Here is a 14,653-nt window from a genome sequence, read left to right as displayed (position 1 = left end):
AGTGTCCGTTCGCGCCGGGTTCCGGGGAAGGACGAACAACAACGAGCATGCTGCAGCCGGCGCCGCTGACGTATGGTCCGTGACGCATGCCGGGCGGACGGCATGCCTACATGCCGGGAGTAAGAGCCTTCCCGAGGGTCACATCAGTGAGTTCCCCCGAGAGAATCATGACCTCCTCCGTAGTTGTGGACGATCACGCCGCTGGCTATGGTGTCGGCACCGGGCTCATAGCGTTGGAGCAAGGTCGAGTCTCCGCTAAGAGCGTCCGCAGCGAGTATCTGCTCCCAAATTCCATGTTCGGCGTCGCCGTTCGTCTTCTGCCAGCCAACGTGCGGTTCATGGAACTCCAGCTTTGGTTTGCGCATTGCATCTCCTTCAGTCCCCACCGGCGGTCATTGTTGTATACATAGAGTATGCGAGGGTTGTTCCACATAAAGTGTTGAGATGAGGAAACCAAAGATGACCATCCCAGAGGAAATCGACACACCTGAGATCATCATCGACCGGGACGTGCTCCAGCGAAACATCGACCGTATGGCAACTGCCGTCCGGGCCAAGGGCCTGGACCTTCGGCCACATGTCAAGACGCACAAAGTGCCCGAAATCGCGGAAATGCAGCTGGCGGCCGGAGCCGTCGGGCTGACAGTGGCCACCCTCGGAGAGGCCGAAGTCTTTGCAGAGCACGGGGCCAAAGATATCTTCATCGCGTATCCACTCTGGGTCGGTCCCCGACAGGCTGAACGGCTCCAGCGCCTTGCAGCAAAAGCCAGGATCGCAGTAGGTCTGGACTCACGGGAAGCAGCCGAAACCATGGCCGCGTCGCTGGGCGATGCCGTCGGTGAGATTGAAGTGGTGCTGGAGATCGACAGCGGCCATCACCGCAGCGGGATAGCACCCGACGCCGTCGTCGACGTCGCCCAGGCCGCAGCGCGGGGTGGGCTGCGCGTAACGGGAATTTTCACGTTTCCAGGGCACAGCTATGCCCCCGGCATGCCGTTAAAGGCTATGGACGAGGAACGGTTGGCCCTCGGCGAGGCCGCCGACCTGCTCACCGCGGCAGGTTTCCCCATCACCCACCGCAGCGGCGGGTCCACACCCACCGCCACCCTCACTGCCGGCAACTCCGGAGCCACGGAAGTCCGACCCGGCGTGTACGTTTTCGGAGATGCCCAACAACTGGAACTGGAACGCTGTGCGGCCGAAGACATCGCACTGACCATCGCGGCAACAGTCGTCAGCCGCCATGAAGGCACCGACCTCATACCGCGAAGGGTCATCCTGGACTCCGGCAGCAAGATCCTCGGTGGGGACAGGCCCGGCTGGACCACCGGCTTCGGGCGGCTCCTTGACTACCCGGATGCACGAATCACCGCACTGTCAGAACACCATGCCACCGTTGTATGGCCGGCGGAGGCAACGCTGCCCGCTCTCGGAGACCGGCTGCGTGTGGTCCCCAACCACGTCTGCATCGCCATGAACCTCGTCGACGACGTCACCGTGATCAGCGGCGGCGAAATCGTGGACCGCTGGCACGTGGCCGCACGCGGACGAAACAAATAGCCCCCAAGAAGCAACTACGACGGCGGGAGGTCCCGCCGCCTTGCGTTCGCTCGGCTAGGGCGCCAAGTGTCCGTTCGCGCAGGGTTCCTCAGAGGCCGAGCTCTGCCTTAAGCGCTGCGACGTGGCCCTGGGCCTTAATCTGGTACTGGGTGAGCGTGACGTTGCCTTCGGCGTCCAGCACCACGGTGGAACGGACCAGGCCGTCAACCACTTCGCCGTTCACCAGCTTTTCGCCCCAGGCGCCGTAGGCCAGCGCCACGGCGTGGTCTTCATCCGAGAGCAGCGGGAACGTCAGGGCGAAGTCGCCGGTGAAGGCTGCCAGCTTCTCCGGCGCGTCCGGGGAGATGCCCAGGACCTCATAGCCGAAGGACTGCAGGCTGGCGAGGTTGTCGCGGAAGTCGCACGCCTCAGTGGTGCAGCCGGGGGTGGCGGCCTCCGGGTAGAAGTACACAATGACGTTGCGTCCGCGGTAATCAGAGAGGGAGACCTTCTGGCCGTCGGCGTTGAGCAGTGCGAAATCGGGGGCCTGGGTTCCGGCGATGAGTTTCTGGGTCATGTTTCGATCCTTGACTTGTGGGGCAACCGCCGTGGCCGGCGATCATCTATCGGTGCAACGGGCTGCCTAGATGCAGTATTCCGCGGGTCCGCGGACCGTGCTGCCCGGTCCGGGCACAAACTGGTAGCCGCCCCCGCGCACCGTGGCGATGGCGTGGCGGGCCGAGCCCAGCTTGCGCCGGACGCGGCCAACATACACGTCGATGGAGCGGAATGCCGCGCCGGGGCAGTCCAGGGACTCGAGGACGCGTTGCAGTTCTTCACGTTGAATCGTCCGCGACTGGTTTTCCACGAGGTACCTCAGGAGGCTGAATTCCATGTGGGTGAAGCTGACCGGGACACCATCCAAAAGGACGGTGTCCGCGGCCAGATCCACTGCCACGATGCTCCGCCGCCCGGCCAGGGAGACTGGCGGGGCGACGAACGCGGCGGTGCCGTTTCCGGCGTCGGACGCCGTTTCCGAAACATCAGCGCCGCCGTCGGAAACGTCGGGACCGTCTGAACTCTCGACGCCGGTCGTCCCGGTTCCGGCCGCGGTCCACAGGTGGATTCCGGCTTCCGGAGCGAGCTGGCGGGCACGCGCCAGGACCGCTTGGGCGGCCTGGGCCCAGACCGCCGGGTCGATGTGCTGTCCTTCACAAGGCTGGAGCCACACCGCCAGGCCGCGCGGCTGAAGCCCTGGCTGGAGGCCGGGCCGGGCTCCCGGACTGAAGCCACCGCGGGCGCCGGCGCGCGGCCGCGGGTACGGTGCATGGACGTTGACGGCCATCGCGCTGCGCCTCAGACGCCGCCGCGGCGGATCAGCTTGCCGCTGGGCGTGCGGCCGTCGATCTCGTTGCCGCGAAGGAACGTTTTGCGGACGACGCCGGAGAGCGCCTTGCCGTCGTAGGGCGTGATGGGGTTCTTGTGCTTGAGCTTGGTGACGTCGACGACGAAGGCGTCGTCCGGCGCGAAGATGGAGAAGTCCGCGTCGTAACCGAGGGCCAGCTGGCCCTTGTTGTGCAGGCGGGCCAAAGCGGCGGGCTTCTCAGCCATCCAGGAAACCACCTGTTCCAGGGTAATGCCGCGGTGCCGGGCCTCGGTCCAGATCAGGGACAGTCCCAGCTGCAGCGAGGAGACGCCGCCCCAGGCCACGGCGAAGTCGCCGTTTTCCAGGTCCTTCAGATCCAGGGTGGAGGGGGAGTGGTCCGAGACGATGCAGTCGATGGTGCCCTCCTGCAGGCCCTTCCAGAGCAGCTCGCGGTTGGAGGCCTCACGGATCGGCGGGCAGCACTTGTACGCCGTGGCGCCGTCGGGGATTTCCTCGGCCATCAGGGTGAGGTAGTGCGGGCACGTCTCCACGGTGAGGTGGACGCCGTCGCGCTTTGCGCTCGCGATCATGGGCAGCGCGTCGGAGGAGGACAGGTGCAGGATGTGGGCGCGGGCGCCGGTCCAGCGGGCGCGCTCGATGACCTCGGCGATGGCCTTGTTCTCGGCGCCGCGCGGGCGGGAGGCCAGGAACGTTTCGTAGTGGTCGCCGCCCGGGTGCGGCGCGCGGTCGATGGCGTGGGAGTCCTCGGCGTGGACGATCATGAGCGAGTCGAAGGACTTGAGCTCGGCCATGTCCTCCTCCATCTCGTCCGCTTCGAGGTGCGGGAACTCGTCCACGCCGGAGTGCAGGAGGAAGCACTTGAAGCCGAACACGCCCTCGTCATGCAGGCCGCGGAGGTCCTTCTTGTTGCCCGGTACGGCGCCGCCCCAGAATCCGACGTCCACAAACGCCTGGTCCTCGGCCACCTCGCGCTTGAGCTTGAGGCCTTCCACCGTGGTGGTGGGCGGGATGGAGTTCAGCGGCATGTCGATGATGGTGGTGACACCGCCGGCGGCAGCTGCGCGGGTGGCGGAGGCGAAGCCCTCCCACTCGGTGCGGCCGGGCTCGTTCACGTGGACGTGCGTGTCCACGAGGCCGGGGATCAGGGTTTCGTCGTCGGCCAGGTCAATGACCTGAGTGCCGGTGAGGCCGTTGCCGAACGGCTCGATGGCGACGATCACGCCGCCGCGGATGCCGACTTCGCGGGCGGTGATGCCGGCAGTGGTGAGGATGCGCTGGCCGCGGATGACCAGGTCAAACGAGCCGGCCGCCGGGGTGGTTTCTTCAGACATAGACGTTCTCCTTGGTGTCGGTACGCGCTGCACCCGTAGGCAGGTGCACGCCGATGTGCTTACCTAATTCTTCAAGCAGCGGGCCTGCTTCGGCCATACATTTTTCTACATTGGACTCAAAATCGGTCAGGGCGTGAACGGCTTTGAATCCGGCTTCGGTGAGTTGTTCCGGGCTCAGCGTACTGCGGCCGCAGACGGCAATCACAGGGATTCCGGCACGTGCCGCGGCGCGTGCCACACCCATGGGCGTTTTGCCGAGCAGGCTCTGTTCGTCCAGGCTTCCTTCGCCGGTGATCACCAGGTCCGCGCCGGCCAGCCGCTGCTCCAGTTCAGTGAATTCGAGGACGACGTCGATGCCCGGCCGGCGTGCCGCGGCCAGCGCCGCGATGGCAATGTAGCCGACGCCGCCGGCTGCTCCTGCGCCGGGTGCGACGGCGGCCCTCTCGGCGCGGATGCCGATCTCGCCGCCGAGGACCGAGACGAAGTTCGCCAGGGCAGCGTCGAGGGCGATGACGTCGCTCGGCGTCGCGCCTTTCTGCGGTCCGAAGATCGCGGCGGCACCGCTGGGCCCCAGAAGGGGATTGTCGACGTCGGACGCCAGGGTGAAGCGGGAATCCTCCAGCCGGACGTCCAGGCCGGAGAAATCGATCCGGTCCAGGCGGGCCAGGGCGGCCCCGCCGCCGGGCAGCTCGTTGCCTTCTTTGTCGAGGAAGACCGCCCCGAGGCCCTGCAGGACGCCGGCGCCGCCGTCGGTGTTGGCGCTGCCGCCCACACCCAGGATGAACTTCCGGCAGCCCAGGTCCAAGGCGGCCCGGATCAGTTCGCCGGTGCCCAGGCTGGTGGCGGTGGTGGCCGTCCCGGAGTTCGGGCTGCCGCCTTCGATAACAGAGGGCAGCAGCGCGAGCCCGGAAGCTGCGGCCATTTCGATCACTGCCTCCCGGCCGCGGATAGCGAAGTCGGCCCGGACCGGCTGGCCCATGGGGCCGGTGACCGTGGCGGTTCGGCGGGTGAAGCCGGAGCCGACGGCGGCGTCGAGGGTTCCCTCGCCGCCGTCGGCCACCGGAATGAGCGTGGTCTCAAGATCCGCCACAACCGACTGCAGTCCCGCGCTCAGGCGGCTGGCGACGTCGGGGGCGGACAGTGAGCCCTTGAATTTGTCCGGGGCGATGACCACACGCATTCCGGTACCTCCTTCTTTATGTGTCGAGTACGGGCGCTAGTCCAGCATGGCGATGATCGAAGTGGGGGCGTCCGCGCCGCGGGCCGCCAGGTCCTCGAACTCGTTCACGGCGTTGATTTCCACGCCCATGGAGATGTTGGTGATCTTTTCCAGGATCACTTCAAGCACTACGGGAACCTTGAACTCGCCCATGAGTGCCTTGGCCTTGTCGAACGCGGCCGGCAGATCGGACGGGTTTTCCACCCGGATGGCCTTGCAGCCCAGGCCCTCGGCCACCTTGACGTGGTCCACGCCGTAGCCGTTTGTTTCCGGGCTGTTGATGTTCTCGAACGCCAAGGACACGTTCTGTTCCATCTCGAAGCCGCGCTGCGACTGGCGGATCAGGCCCAGGTACGAGTTGTTCACCACCACGTGGATGTACGGCAGGTTGAACTGCGCGCCCACGGCCAGCTCTTCGATCATGAACTGGAAGTCGTAGTCACCGGACAGGGCAACCACTGTCTCGTCCGGCTTGCCGCGGACCACGCCCAGGGCGGCCGGGGCGGTCCAGCCCAGGGGGCCGGCCTGGCCGGCGTTGATCCACTGGCGCGGGCCGAAAACATGCAGCAGCTGTGCGCCGGCGATCTGCGACAGGCCGATGGTGGACACGTAGGTGGTGTCCTTGCCGAACGCCTTGTTCATTTCCTCGTACACGCGCTGCGGCTTGATCGGCACGTTCTCGAAGTGCGTCTTGCGCTGCAGGGCGCCCTTGCGTGCGGTGCACTCGGCAACCCAGCCGGCGTAGTCCGGCAGGGACTTAGCCGCCTGGCGCTCGCGTGCCAGCTCAATCAGCCCGTCCAGCGCCGCACCGGCGTCGGACGCTATGCCCAGGTCCGGCGAGAACACGCGGCCGATCTGGGTGGGCTCGATGTCGATGTGCACGAACTTGCGCCCGGCCGTGTAGGTGTCCAGGCCGCCCGTGTGGCGGTTGGCCCAGCGGTTGCCGATGCCGATCACGAAGTCGGACGCCAGCATGGTCTCGTTGCCGTAGCGGTGGCTGGTCTGCAGGCCCACCATGCCGGCCATCAGGACGTGGTCGTCCGGGATGGTGCCCCAGCCCATCAGGGTGGGGATAACCGGAACGTTCAGCAGTTCGGCCAGTTCCACCAGCTGCGCGGAGGCGCCGGCGTTGATGATGCCGCCGCCGGCCACGATCAGCGGGCGCTCGGCTGCGGTCAGCATGTCCAGGGCCTTTTCCAGCTGCTTGCGGCTGGCCTTCGGCTTCTGGACCACGATGGGCTCGTAGGCGTCGATGTCGAATTCGATCTCGGCCATCTGCACGTCGAACGGCAGGTCCAGCAGGACCGGGCCCGGACGGCCGGAGCGCATCAGCTGGAAGGCCTTCTGGAAGGCGCCCGGAACCTGGCCCGGCTCCATCACGGTCATGGACATCTTGGTGACGGGGGCGGCGATGGTCTGGATGTCCACGGCCTGGAAGTCTTCCTTGTGCAGCTTGGCCACGGGGGCCTGGCCGGTGATGCAGAGCATGGGGATGGAATCCGCCCAGGCCGCGTACAGGCCGGTGATCATGTCCGTGCCGGCGGGGCCCGAGGTGCCGATACAGATGCCGATGTTGCCATCCTTGGCCCGGGAGTAGCCGTCCGCCATGTGGCTGGCGCCTTCAACGTGGCGGGCCAGCGTGTGGCGGACCCCGCCGTTCTTCCGCATTGCCGAGTAGAACGGGTTGATTGCCGCGCCTGGCAGGCCGAACGCCTCGATGGCGCCTTCCTTTACCAGGATTGCGACGGCAGCGTCAACGGTGCGCATCTTAGTCATTGTGTACTCCTTGAAAGTCTGTTTTTGGGTGTGCTGAAGTAGCCCGGCGAAACCGTCGCGGGGCACTTTGGGGGAGTCGGCGTCGTAAATTACGACGGCGGCCGGCGTGTCCGTGTCGAAGTGCCCCGTCACCGGATCCGGTGGTTGAGCCTGTCGAAACCTACTTGCGGCCGGAAAGCTGCAGGACCTGCTTGAAGAGGCCGGAGTGGTCGAGGCCGCCGTCGCCCTGGTTGACGGTGGCGGCGACGAGCTGTGCGACGACGGCGCCAAGCGGGACGGCGACGTTCGCTTCGCGGGCTGCGGAGGTGACGATGCCGAGGTCCTTGTGGTGGAGGGCCAGGCGGAAGCCGGGGTCGAAGTTGCGGTCCAGCATCTTCTGGCCCTTCTGGTCGAGGACCTTGGAACCGGCCAGGCCGCCGCCGAGGACCTTGAGGGCTGCGTCGGTGTCCACGCCGTAGGCCTCAAGGAAGGCGATCGCTTCGCCGAGGACCTGGATGTTGACGGCCACGATCAGCTGGTTGGCTGCCTTGACGGTCTGGCCGGAGCCGGAGGGGCCAACGTGGACGATGGTCTTGCCGACGGCGGTGAGGACCGGCTGTGCTGCCTCGAAGTCGGCTGCCTCGCCGCCCACCATGATGGAGAGAACGGCGTTGATGGCGCCCTGTTCGCCGCCGGAGACCGGGGCGTCGAGGGGGCGGATGCCGGCTTCTTTAGCATCGTCGGCGAGGCGCTTGGCGACATCCGGGCGGATGCTGCTGGCATCGATCCACAAGGTGCCCTTCTTCGCGTTGGCGAAGACGCCGTCCTTGCCGCTGACTACGCCCTCGACGTCGGGGGAGTCCGGCACCATGGTGATGACGACGTCGGCGTCCTTGACGGCGTCGGCGATGCTCGTGGCACCCTGGCCGCCCTCGGAGACAAGCTTGTCGATCTTGTCCTGGCTGCGGTTGAAGCCGGTGACGGTGTGGCCGGCCTTGACGAGGTTGATGGCCATGGGGAGGCCCATGATTCCGAGTCCGATGACTGCAACGTTGCTCATTCTGGTTCCTTTACTGAAAGTCTGTGTGGTGAATCCGGGTGGGCCGGTGGTTGAGCTTGTCGAAACCTAGCGGCTGGCCCGCTGGCGGATGGCCCAGGCGAACGCGGTTTCCGCCGGTTCCTTGTATTCGAGGCCGATGTAGCCGTCGTAGCCGAGTTCGCGGCTGCGGGCGATCCATTCCCCGAGGGGAAGCTCGCCGGTTCCGGGAGCCCCGCGGCCGGGGTTGTCGGCAATCTGGATGTGGCCGAAGTCCTTGGCGTGGTTTTCGATGACGGCTGCGACGTCGTCCCCGTTGACTGCCAGGTGGTAGAAGTCCGCGAGGAGCTTAACGTTCTCTGCGCCGGATTCAGCCTTGACGCGGGCGATCACCTTAAGGGCGTCCGCTGCCGTGAGGAGCGGGTACTTGGCGGCGCCGCTGACGGGTTCGAGGAGGACAGTGCCGCCGATGCCCGCGACGCCGGCAGCTGCCGCGGCGAGGTTTTCGGCGCCGATGGCGTCCTGCTTCTCGGCCGATTCGCCGTCGACGCGGTTGCCGTAGAGGGCGTTGAACGCCTTGCAGCCGAGGCGCTCGCCGATGCCGGCAACGACGTCGATGTTGTCCAGGAATTCGGTGGAACGTGCCGGCCAGGAGACTAGACCGCGGTCGCCGCCGGGCATGTTGCCGGCGTTGAAGTTCAGGCCCGTTAGCTGTACGCCGGCATCCTTGATGGCGTTCTCAAACCCGGTGACCTGGGCGTCCGTGGGAACGGAGGTGTCGAAGGGCCACCAGAACTCGACGGCGTCAAAACCGGCAGCCTTCGCGGCGGCGGGGCGCTCGAGCAGGGGAAGCTCCGTCAAGAGGATGGAGCAGTTCACTGTGTACGTCATCGTAGGTCCTTCCGAGGAGGGCTTTGATCTATCTTCCGGCTTGCTTGGCTCTTCTCGAGTTTCCGCTTTGTGGAATTTAGATTCTGCTTTATGAAAAGTTTAGGGAAGGTGGGGGCGGGAGTCAAGGGGCTGTGTGGGTCGGGAGGGGGTGGGACAGCAAACTCTTCCCGTCCGGGCATAAGAAACGGGCGACTCCTGGCAGAGCCGCCCGTTCGATTGATCGTACTTAATGCCGCTTGAAGGCGTGCCTGATCTTTTCGCCGGCTTGCTTGAGGTCGGCCCGGACTGCGCGGGCCTTGCCTTCTGCCCTCATGCGGTCGTTTCCGCTGACCTCACCGGCGGCCTTCTTTCCCTTGCCGTGAAGCCTCTCCGCGGCGTTGTGGATCCTGTCACCCAAACCCATTGCGGTCCTCCTTGTGGTGCGGCCGGTTCGGCTGATTGCCGCCTATGCCGCCACTTAAATTGTAGAAAGGAATGGCCCCCACGGACCTGTGGGCAGCCTAAAAGATCTGCGGGAATGCGGGGGATCGAGGTAGTTCTGGTACCGGCCTCGCGGCTGAGTCCGGGCCTTCAGCGACGCCGACGCCGGCGGGCTAATTCCCGGACGGCCGCGCCTGCCAGCGCGATGGCCAATGCCAGGAGGACGGTCGGGCCGGCCCCGCCGTCGGGCCCGAGCGTGGCCGTCAGGATCTGTCGGATCATCAGGACCATCTCCTGCGGGTCCCGCCCCGGCAATCGTGTGCCCAGGACGTAATTGACGGAGATGAACAACGCAGGAACCACCCACAGAGCGGCCAGGTTCACCAGCCACACCACTGCGCGGCAGGCGGGCCGGAGGCCACACCATGCCAGCGCCACACCGACCAGCACCGCGGGCAACCACCGCAGTAGTGTCATAACCGGGGCGGAGAGGTTGCCCGCCCCGGCCAGGTTCCCCGCCCACTCGCCGACCCACGAGCCAAAAGGCACGGCGACGAGTCCGACACCCAGGGCTGTCAGGGCCCTGGACTTCGCCGCGATGAGCAGGAGAGCCAGCATGCCCGCGACGATAGCGGCTAGCACCCCTGCGAGCAGCCCGGCGAAATAGACGCCTGACATCGCTCCGCCCGCCAAGCCGGCGTCGAGCACTGAAAACGCCTGAACTGTCACCGTGGCCTGCACCGCGAGAACGCCGCCGGCGGCACACCAGACAACCAGCCGTCGTCGGACGGGTGACCAGAGCCGCACTGCCAGGCCGGCGGCTGCCCCTCCCGCGGTCATCAGCGCAACGAGCGTGGTGAGTTCGTATTGGCTCAATGGCAGGAGCGACAGGGGCATCTGCTGCGGCAGCAATTCCGCGCCCCAAAGGTTCTGCAGAGGAAGCTGCGCGCCGGTGACCAGCCACGGGGCCAGTCCAAGCAAACCCGCCAGAAGCCCGATCAACAAGGCGAGTGCTACGTCCTTGCCGATGGCGTGGGGTGGCATTTCGGCGCCAGAGGCAGGCCGCGCGGCCTGGTTGTGGTTGAGGTGGCTCACGGAAATCCTTCGGTGTCAGGGATCAGCGTTGGGCCGCGTCGGGGCCGAGAGAACGTGGATCACCCTGAATAATACGTCGAATGGATTAATTACTGCGCGGCACAGGTCGGCACAGGCCGGCACCGCCCGCCAAACGTCAGACGGTCCGTGGCGCCTTGGCCAGGGTCTCGCTGAGTTCAGCAGCGTTCTGCCGCACCACATTCGCCGGACGGCCTGGCTCCGCGCGCCAGCTCTCGGAGAGCGGGCCGAGGTCCACCGTGTCGAAGCCGAACTCGTCATATAGCTTCGTCACGAGCTCGCTGGCCTCGGCGTAGTCGCTTGCGGTGGCCAGGGCGCGGCGGTTCGGGGTGCTGGCAGGCGTGCCGTCCGTGGTGATCTCGCTGTACCGGATGTGGTTGAAGCCCTTCGCCACCTTGGACGTGGGCAGGTGTTCCTGCACCAGCGCGGAGGACGTCGCTTCGCCGGCGTCGAGGGCCGGAACATGGCCGTCGCGCTTCCAGTAGTAGTTGCCGGTATCGATCACGATCTTCCCCGCGAGCGGCTCCACGGGGATGCTGCCGAGGCTCCTGAAAGGAATGGTCACGACGGCGAAATCGCCCGCCGCTGCCGCTTCGGCCGGCGTCGCGGCCCGGGCACGGGGTCCCAGTTCTGCCACGAGTGCGGCCAGCGTTTCGGGGCCGCGGGAATTGCTGATCACCACGTCGTAGCCGAGTTCCACCGCTTTGCGGGCAACCTCGCTGCCAATGTGTCCTGCTCCGATGATTCCGATGATTCCGATGGTTGTCATATCGGGGGCAACACCGGCGCCCGTGGGGATATTTCGCCCCAATGGTCGCGTGCCATACTCAAAACGTGGCGCTGGAGTATTCGTTCACGGCCAGGCTGTGGCTCTATCCCGGAGAAGCCGGGTGGTACTTCCTCACACTCCCGGAGAAGCTTGCCGCGGAGATCCGGGAGGACACAGCACCGTTTCGTCGAGGCTTCGGCTCAGTCAAGGTCACGGCAGTCATCTCCGGGGCCGGCTGGTCCACGTCGCTCTTCCTGGACAGCAAGAGCGGCTCCTACGTGCTGCCCGTCAAAAAGGCCATCAGGACCACGGTCGGCATTGGTGTGGGCGATCAGGTTCACATTCACCTTGAGGTGTCCGAGCCAGCGTGAGCCGCGGACGAGTCGGGTAGTGTGAAATTCACAAGATTCACAAGATACACAGACATTCACAGGAGCCCTGATGGAGAACCCTTTTCGGCCGACCGCGGGAGCGACTCCGCCTGACCTCATCGGCCGCGGGGGAGTGCTCGACGAGTTTGCCTACGGGCTGCGTATCGGATCAGGGGCGCCAGGTCTTCTGACAATCTTTACCGGTGCCAGGGGCATCGGCAAGACCGTGATGCTGGGTGCGGCAGAAGACTTGGCACTGAACAACGGCTGGGCAGTAGTTTCCGAAACGGCCACGGGAGGATTTGTGGGGCGGATCGGAGAGTCGATGCGCCTGCTCACGAACGATCTGGGGGATGGGCCTACAGGCCGCCGGGTCACGGCGTTGTCCGTTGCCGGATTCTCCGTCACGACCCAGCTCGCGCCCGAAGAGCAAGTCGACTGGCGCGCCCGCGGTGCAGCGCTTCTGCGTCTGCTGGCTCAACGCGGGACCGGAATGGTCATTACCGTCGACGAAATCCATGCAGCAGATCGGGCAGAGTTGTCCCGGCTCGCCGCAGACGTGCAGCACTTCATCCGTGAAGGCCTTCCCATTGGCCTCATCTTCGCCGGGTTGCCCGCTGCGGTGTCGGACTTGCTCAACGAAGGCGTGGCTACCTTCCTCCGGCGTGCTGACCGCATCGATCTCCACGCGGCTTCCATCACCGAAGTGGAGCGCTCATTCTCTGAAACGTTCGCTGAGGCCCGGATCCCGTTGAGCGCCAATCTTGCAAGGGAAGCGGCAGAGGCGACCGGCGGGTATCCATTTCTGATCCAGCTAGTCGGCTACCACTTGTGGCAGGAGTCGGAAAGGGCTTCCGACGATCTGGATGCCGAGGCCGTGGCTCGGGCCGTGGCCGCCGCCCGACGCCGGAACGAACGTGTGGTCATCGAAGCGGCACTTTCAACCACGTCCGGCAGGGACCGGGATTTTCTGCAGGCTATGGCCGAAGACCGCCGTGCGTCGTCGACCACGGACATCGGCGCACGCACCGGAATGCGGCCAAACGCGGTAGGCAATTACCGCGCGCGCCTCATGGATGCCGGACTCATCGAACCCGCCGGGCACGGGCTCGTGGACTTCGCCATCCCAGGTCTCCGCGAATACCTGACATCGCACCCCATTGCTCGCTGATTCAGTTCCTGCTCGTGCCGTCAGAGCACCACCGTCCCGGCCGCGCGATCGTGCGGTCCACGGCCTGTGAACACCACCATGGCGATGTAAACCAATGCCGCGGCAGTTGAAGCCTGCAGCCCCAGAAAAACCCACACGGGCGGCGCGGCTTCATAGCCATGCTGGTAGAACGTCCACATCATCTGCCACACGAAGAAATGGGCTGCCTCCCACGGCAGCAGCTTCACCACAGTGCGGACCAGGATCCGGCGGCGGGAAGGCGCCGCACCGTCGATGCCCACCACCGTCAGGCCCATCCGGCGCTTGCCCCAGGTTGCGTGGTGCGGGCCCGACTCGCAGCGATACAGGTACGCACCAACAACGAAGGTCAGCAGAAAGAAGTACAGCACCTGGCTGCCGAGCGGCCCAAGCGTTCCCAGGTTGTCCGGCAGGGATCCCAACACGAGGTAGGCCAGGAACGAGAGCAGCCCGAGGAACGCCATCTACGCCAGGATGACGCCGTAGTCCAGAAGCAAAGCGAGGAGCCGCCGCCCTACCCCGGCCGGCTTGAGGTCCCCCGTTCCGGCCGCCGCTGGAGCCCCTGAAGAACGTGTCATGGAATCACCCTGTACCTTGCCTCGTGTTTGGGGGGATTCTATCGCCGGATGCCCGGCGAAGGTCTATGCGGGCGATAGCCTGAACGTTGAACCCAGCCCCACCCCGGAACGAGGATTTCCCCATGATCACACGCACCGACGTCGACGAGGCCGCTGCCCGGATTGCGGGGAGGATCCGCGTCACGCCCGTGCTGGCGGCAGACCGCGGCGCGTTCCCCGGCGAAGTGTGGCTCAAGTGCGAGTTCATGCAGCACACCGGCACGTTCAAGGCTAGGGGCGCGTTCAACCGGGTCCTAGCCTGCCGGGAGCGCGGCGAATTGAAGGACGACGTGGGCATTGTGGTGGCCTCCGGCGGCAACGCCGGCCTCGCGAACGCGTTCGCCGCGGCCCACGTCGGCGTGCCCGCCACCGTGTTTGTGCCTGAGACCGCCCCCGCCGTGAAGGTCAAGAAGCTCATGGCCATCGGCGCCAACGTGGTCCAGCGCGGGGCCGAATACTCCGAGGCCTATGACGCCGCGATGGCTTACGCCGCCGAAACCGGCGCCGTCTACTGCCATGCCTACGACCAGGCAGAGATCGCCGCCGGGGCCGGTACCATCGGAACCGAGCTGCTGGAGCAGCTGGGCGACGTGGACACCGTGGTGGTGGCCGTGGGCGGCGGCGGGCTCATGGCAGGAGTCGCGGCCGCCGTCGAGGGCCGGGCCAAAGTGGTGGGCGTCGAGTCCGAATCCACGCCCACCCTGCACGCCGCGCTCGCGGCCGGGACCCCCGTGGACGTGGCCGTCTCCGGGATCGCCGCCGACTCCCTGGGGGCCCGGCAGATCGGCCGGATCGGTTTCGACGTGGCCGTCCGTACCGGCGTCCGCGCCGTGCTGGTCTCCGACGAGGACATCGTGGCCGCCCGGTCCCTGCTGTGGGAGCAGTACCGCATCATCGTGGAGCACGGCGCGGCCACGGCCTTCGCCGCCCTGCACTCCGGCGCCTACGTCCCGGCCGACGGCGAACGCGTGGCCGTGATCCTCTGCGGCGCCAACACGGACCCCGCCACGGTCTGA

The 14,653-nt window shown here is 66.2% G+C and carries 16 protein-coding genes; 4 read left to right on the top strand and 12 right to left on the bottom strand.

Annotated features, from left to right (window positions below; all coding sequences use genetic code 11):
- Nucleotides 1-143: 143 nt before the first annotated feature.
- Nucleotides 144-365, bottom strand: coding sequence for a hypothetical protein (locus tag NG701_RS13990; protein WP_252568414.1), 222 nt, complete (start codon nt 363-365; stop codon nt 144-146).
- A 94-nt stretch (nt 366-459) separates the two neighbouring features.
- Here NG701_RS13990 and NG701_RS13985 point away from each other — a divergent pair, with 94 nt between their 5' ends.
- Nucleotides 460-1,560 (top strand): D-TA family PLP-dependent enzyme, encoded by a 1,101-nt coding sequence (locus NG701_RS13985; protein ID WP_252568413.1) that lies wholly within the window; start codon nt 460-462, stop codon nt 1,558-1,560.
- Between the two features lie 88 nt (nt 1,561-1,648).
- On the opposite strand, the gene bcp is transcribed toward NG701_RS13985, so the two are convergent.
- The 10 genes from bcp to NG701_RS13935 form a co-directional block, all read right to left on the bottom strand.
- Entirely contained in the window at nt 1,649-2,116 is a 468-nt protein-coding gene (gene bcp, locus NG701_RS13980; protein ID WP_252568412.1) for a thioredoxin-dependent thiol peroxidase, read from the bottom strand.
- A 66-nt stretch (nt 2,117-2,182) separates the two neighbouring features.
- The gene (locus NG701_RS13975) at nt 2,183-2,884 is read right to left on the bottom strand and encodes a winged helix-turn-helix domain-containing protein (RefSeq protein ID WP_252568411.1); all 702 of its coding nucleotides are present in this window, start codon (nt 2,882-2,884) and stop codon (nt 2,183-2,185) included.
- Between the two features lie 11 nt (nt 2,885-2,895).
- On the bottom strand, nt 2,896-4,257 hold the full coding sequence (gene allB / locus NG701_RS13970; protein ID WP_252568410.1) for an allantoinase AllB: 1,362 nt from the start codon (nt 4,255-4,257) through the stop codon (nt 2,896-2,898).
- Nucleotides 4,250-5,437, bottom strand: coding sequence for a glycerate kinase (locus NG701_RS13965; RefSeq protein ID WP_252568409.1), 1,188 nt, complete (start codon nt 5,435-5,437; stop codon nt 4,250-4,252). The genes allB and NG701_RS13965 overlap by 8 nt, the downstream gene beginning before the upstream one ends.
- Nucleotides 5,438-5,473: 36 nt before the next feature.
- Nucleotides 5,474-7,252 (bottom strand): glyoxylate carboligase, encoded by a 1,779-nt coding sequence (gcl, locus tag NG701_RS13960; RefSeq protein WP_252568408.1) that lies wholly within the window; start codon nt 7,250-7,252, stop codon nt 5,474-5,476.
- 160 nt (nt 7,253-7,412) lie between these two features.
- Nucleotides 7,413-8,291: a 2-hydroxy-3-oxopropionate reductase gene (locus tag NG701_RS13955; protein ID WP_252568407.1), complete on the bottom strand. Its 879-nt coding sequence runs from the start codon at nt 8,289-8,291 to the stop codon at nt 7,413-7,415.
- A gap of 66 nt (nt 8,292-8,357) precedes the next feature.
- The gene (locus NG701_RS13950) at nt 8,358-9,158 is read right to left on the bottom strand and encodes a hydroxypyruvate isomerase family protein (protein WP_252568406.1); all 801 of its coding nucleotides are present in this window, start codon (nt 9,156-9,158) and stop codon (nt 8,358-8,360) included.
- Nucleotides 9,159-9,384: 226 nt separating this feature from the next.
- Nucleotides 9,385-9,561, bottom strand: a complete 177-nt coding sequence (locus tag NG701_RS13945; RefSeq protein ID WP_056340807.1) for a CsbD family protein — start codon at nt 9,559-9,561, stop codon at nt 9,385-9,387.
- 167 nt (nt 9,562-9,728) lie between these two features.
- Complete coding sequence (locus tag NG701_RS13940) at nt 9,729-10,673, bottom strand: hypothetical protein (protein ID WP_252568405.1); 945 nt, start codon at nt 10,671-10,673, stop codon at nt 9,729-9,731.
- A gap of 136 nt (nt 10,674-10,809) precedes the next feature.
- Complete coding sequence (locus tag NG701_RS13935) at nt 10,810-11,460, bottom strand: NADPH-dependent F420 reductase (protein WP_252568404.1); 651 nt, start codon at nt 11,458-11,460, stop codon at nt 10,810-10,812.
- A gap of 65 nt (nt 11,461-11,525) precedes the next feature.
- On the opposite strand from NG701_RS13935, the gene NG701_RS13930 reads away from it, so the two are divergent.
- Both NG701_RS13930 and NG701_RS13925 read left to right on the top strand, forming a co-directional pair.
- Nucleotides 11,526-11,831: a DUF1905 domain-containing protein gene (locus NG701_RS13930; protein WP_252568403.1), complete on the top strand. Its 306-nt coding sequence runs from the start codon at nt 11,526-11,528 to the stop codon at nt 11,829-11,831.
- A gap of 70 nt (nt 11,832-11,901) precedes the next feature.
- Nucleotides 11,902-13,002 carry an ATP-binding protein gene (locus NG701_RS13925; RefSeq protein WP_252568402.1) on the top strand — a complete coding sequence of 367 codons (1,101 nt, stop codon included), beginning with the start codon at nt 11,902-11,904 and terminating at the stop codon, nt 13,000-13,002.
- Nucleotides 13,003-13,022: 20 nt separating this feature from the next.
- On the opposite strand, the gene NG701_RS13920 is transcribed toward NG701_RS13925, so the two are convergent.
- Complete coding sequence (locus tag NG701_RS13920) at nt 13,023-13,484, bottom strand: RDD family protein (protein WP_252568401.1); 462 nt, start codon at nt 13,482-13,484, stop codon at nt 13,023-13,025.
- Between the two features lie 236 nt (nt 13,485-13,720).
- On the opposite strand from NG701_RS13920, the gene NG701_RS13915 reads away from it, so the two are divergent.
- Nucleotides 13,721-14,653, top strand: a complete 933-nt coding sequence (locus tag NG701_RS13915) for a threonine/serine dehydratase (protein ID WP_252568400.1) — start codon at nt 13,721-13,723, stop codon at nt 14,651-14,653.

The sequence above is a fragment of the Pseudarthrobacter cellobiosi genome (assembly GCF_023913815.1).
Taxonomy (GTDB): domain Bacteria; phylum Actinomycetota; class Actinomycetes; order Actinomycetales; family Micrococcaceae; genus Arthrobacter; species Arthrobacter cellobiosi.
The sequence above is the reverse complement of the archived record's forward strand: the minus strand, read 5'-3'. Positions and strand labels throughout refer to the sequence as shown.

What these genes read in the sequence shown, in the direction of transcription:
- NG701_RS13990 (WP_252568414.1), bottom strand. Translation starts at nt 365, where the DNA reads ATGCGCAAACCAAAGCTGGAGTTCCATGAACCGCACGTTGGCTGGCAG.
- NG701_RS13985 (WP_252568413.1), top strand. Translation starts at nt 460, where the DNA reads ATGACCATCCCAGAGGAAATCGACACACCTGAGATCATCATCGACCGG.
- bcp (WP_252568412.1), bottom strand. Translation starts at nt 2,116, where the DNA reads ATGACCCAGAAACTCATCGCCGGAACCCAGGCCCCCGATTTCGCACTG.
- NG701_RS13975 (WP_252568411.1), bottom strand. Translation starts at nt 2,884, where the DNA reads ATGGCCGTCAACGTCCATGCACCGTACCCGCGGCCGCGCGCCGGCGCC.
- allB (WP_252568410.1), bottom strand. Translation starts at nt 4,257, where the DNA reads ATGTCTGAAGAAACCACCCCGGCGGCCGGCTCGTTTGACCTGGTCATC.
- NG701_RS13965 (WP_252568409.1), bottom strand. Translation starts at nt 5,437, where the DNA reads ATGCGTGTGGTCATCGCCCCGGACAAATTCAAGGGCTCACTGTCCGCC.
- gcl (WP_252568408.1), bottom strand. Translation starts at nt 7,252, where the DNA reads ATGACTAAGATGCGCACCGTTGACGCTGCCGTCGCAATCCTGGTAAAG.
- NG701_RS13955 (WP_252568407.1), bottom strand. Translation starts at nt 8,291, where the DNA reads ATGAGCAACGTTGCAGTCATCGGACTCGGAATCATGGGCCTCCCCATG.
- NG701_RS13950 (WP_252568406.1), bottom strand. Translation starts at nt 9,158, where the DNA reads ATGACGTACACAGTGAACTGCTCCATCCTCTTGACGGAGCTTCCCCTG.
- NG701_RS13945 (WP_056340807.1), bottom strand. Translation starts at nt 9,561, where the DNA reads ATGGGTTTGGGTGACAGGATCCACAACGCCGCGGAGAGGCTTCACGGC.
- NG701_RS13935 (WP_252568404.1), bottom strand. Translation starts at nt 11,460, where the DNA reads ATGACAACCATCGGAATCATCGGAATCATCGGAGCAGGACACATTGGC.
- NG701_RS13925 (WP_252568402.1), top strand. Translation starts at nt 11,902, where the DNA reads ATGGAGAACCCTTTTCGGCCGACCGCGGGAGCGACTCCGCCTGACCTC.
- NG701_RS13920 (WP_252568401.1), bottom strand. Translation starts at nt 13,484, where the DNA reads ATGGCGTTCCTCGGGCTGCTCTCGTTCCTGGCCTACCTCGTGTTGGGA.
- NG701_RS13915 (WP_252568400.1), top strand. Translation starts at nt 13,721, where the DNA reads ATGATCACACGCACCGACGTCGACGAGGCCGCTGCCCGGATTGCGGGG.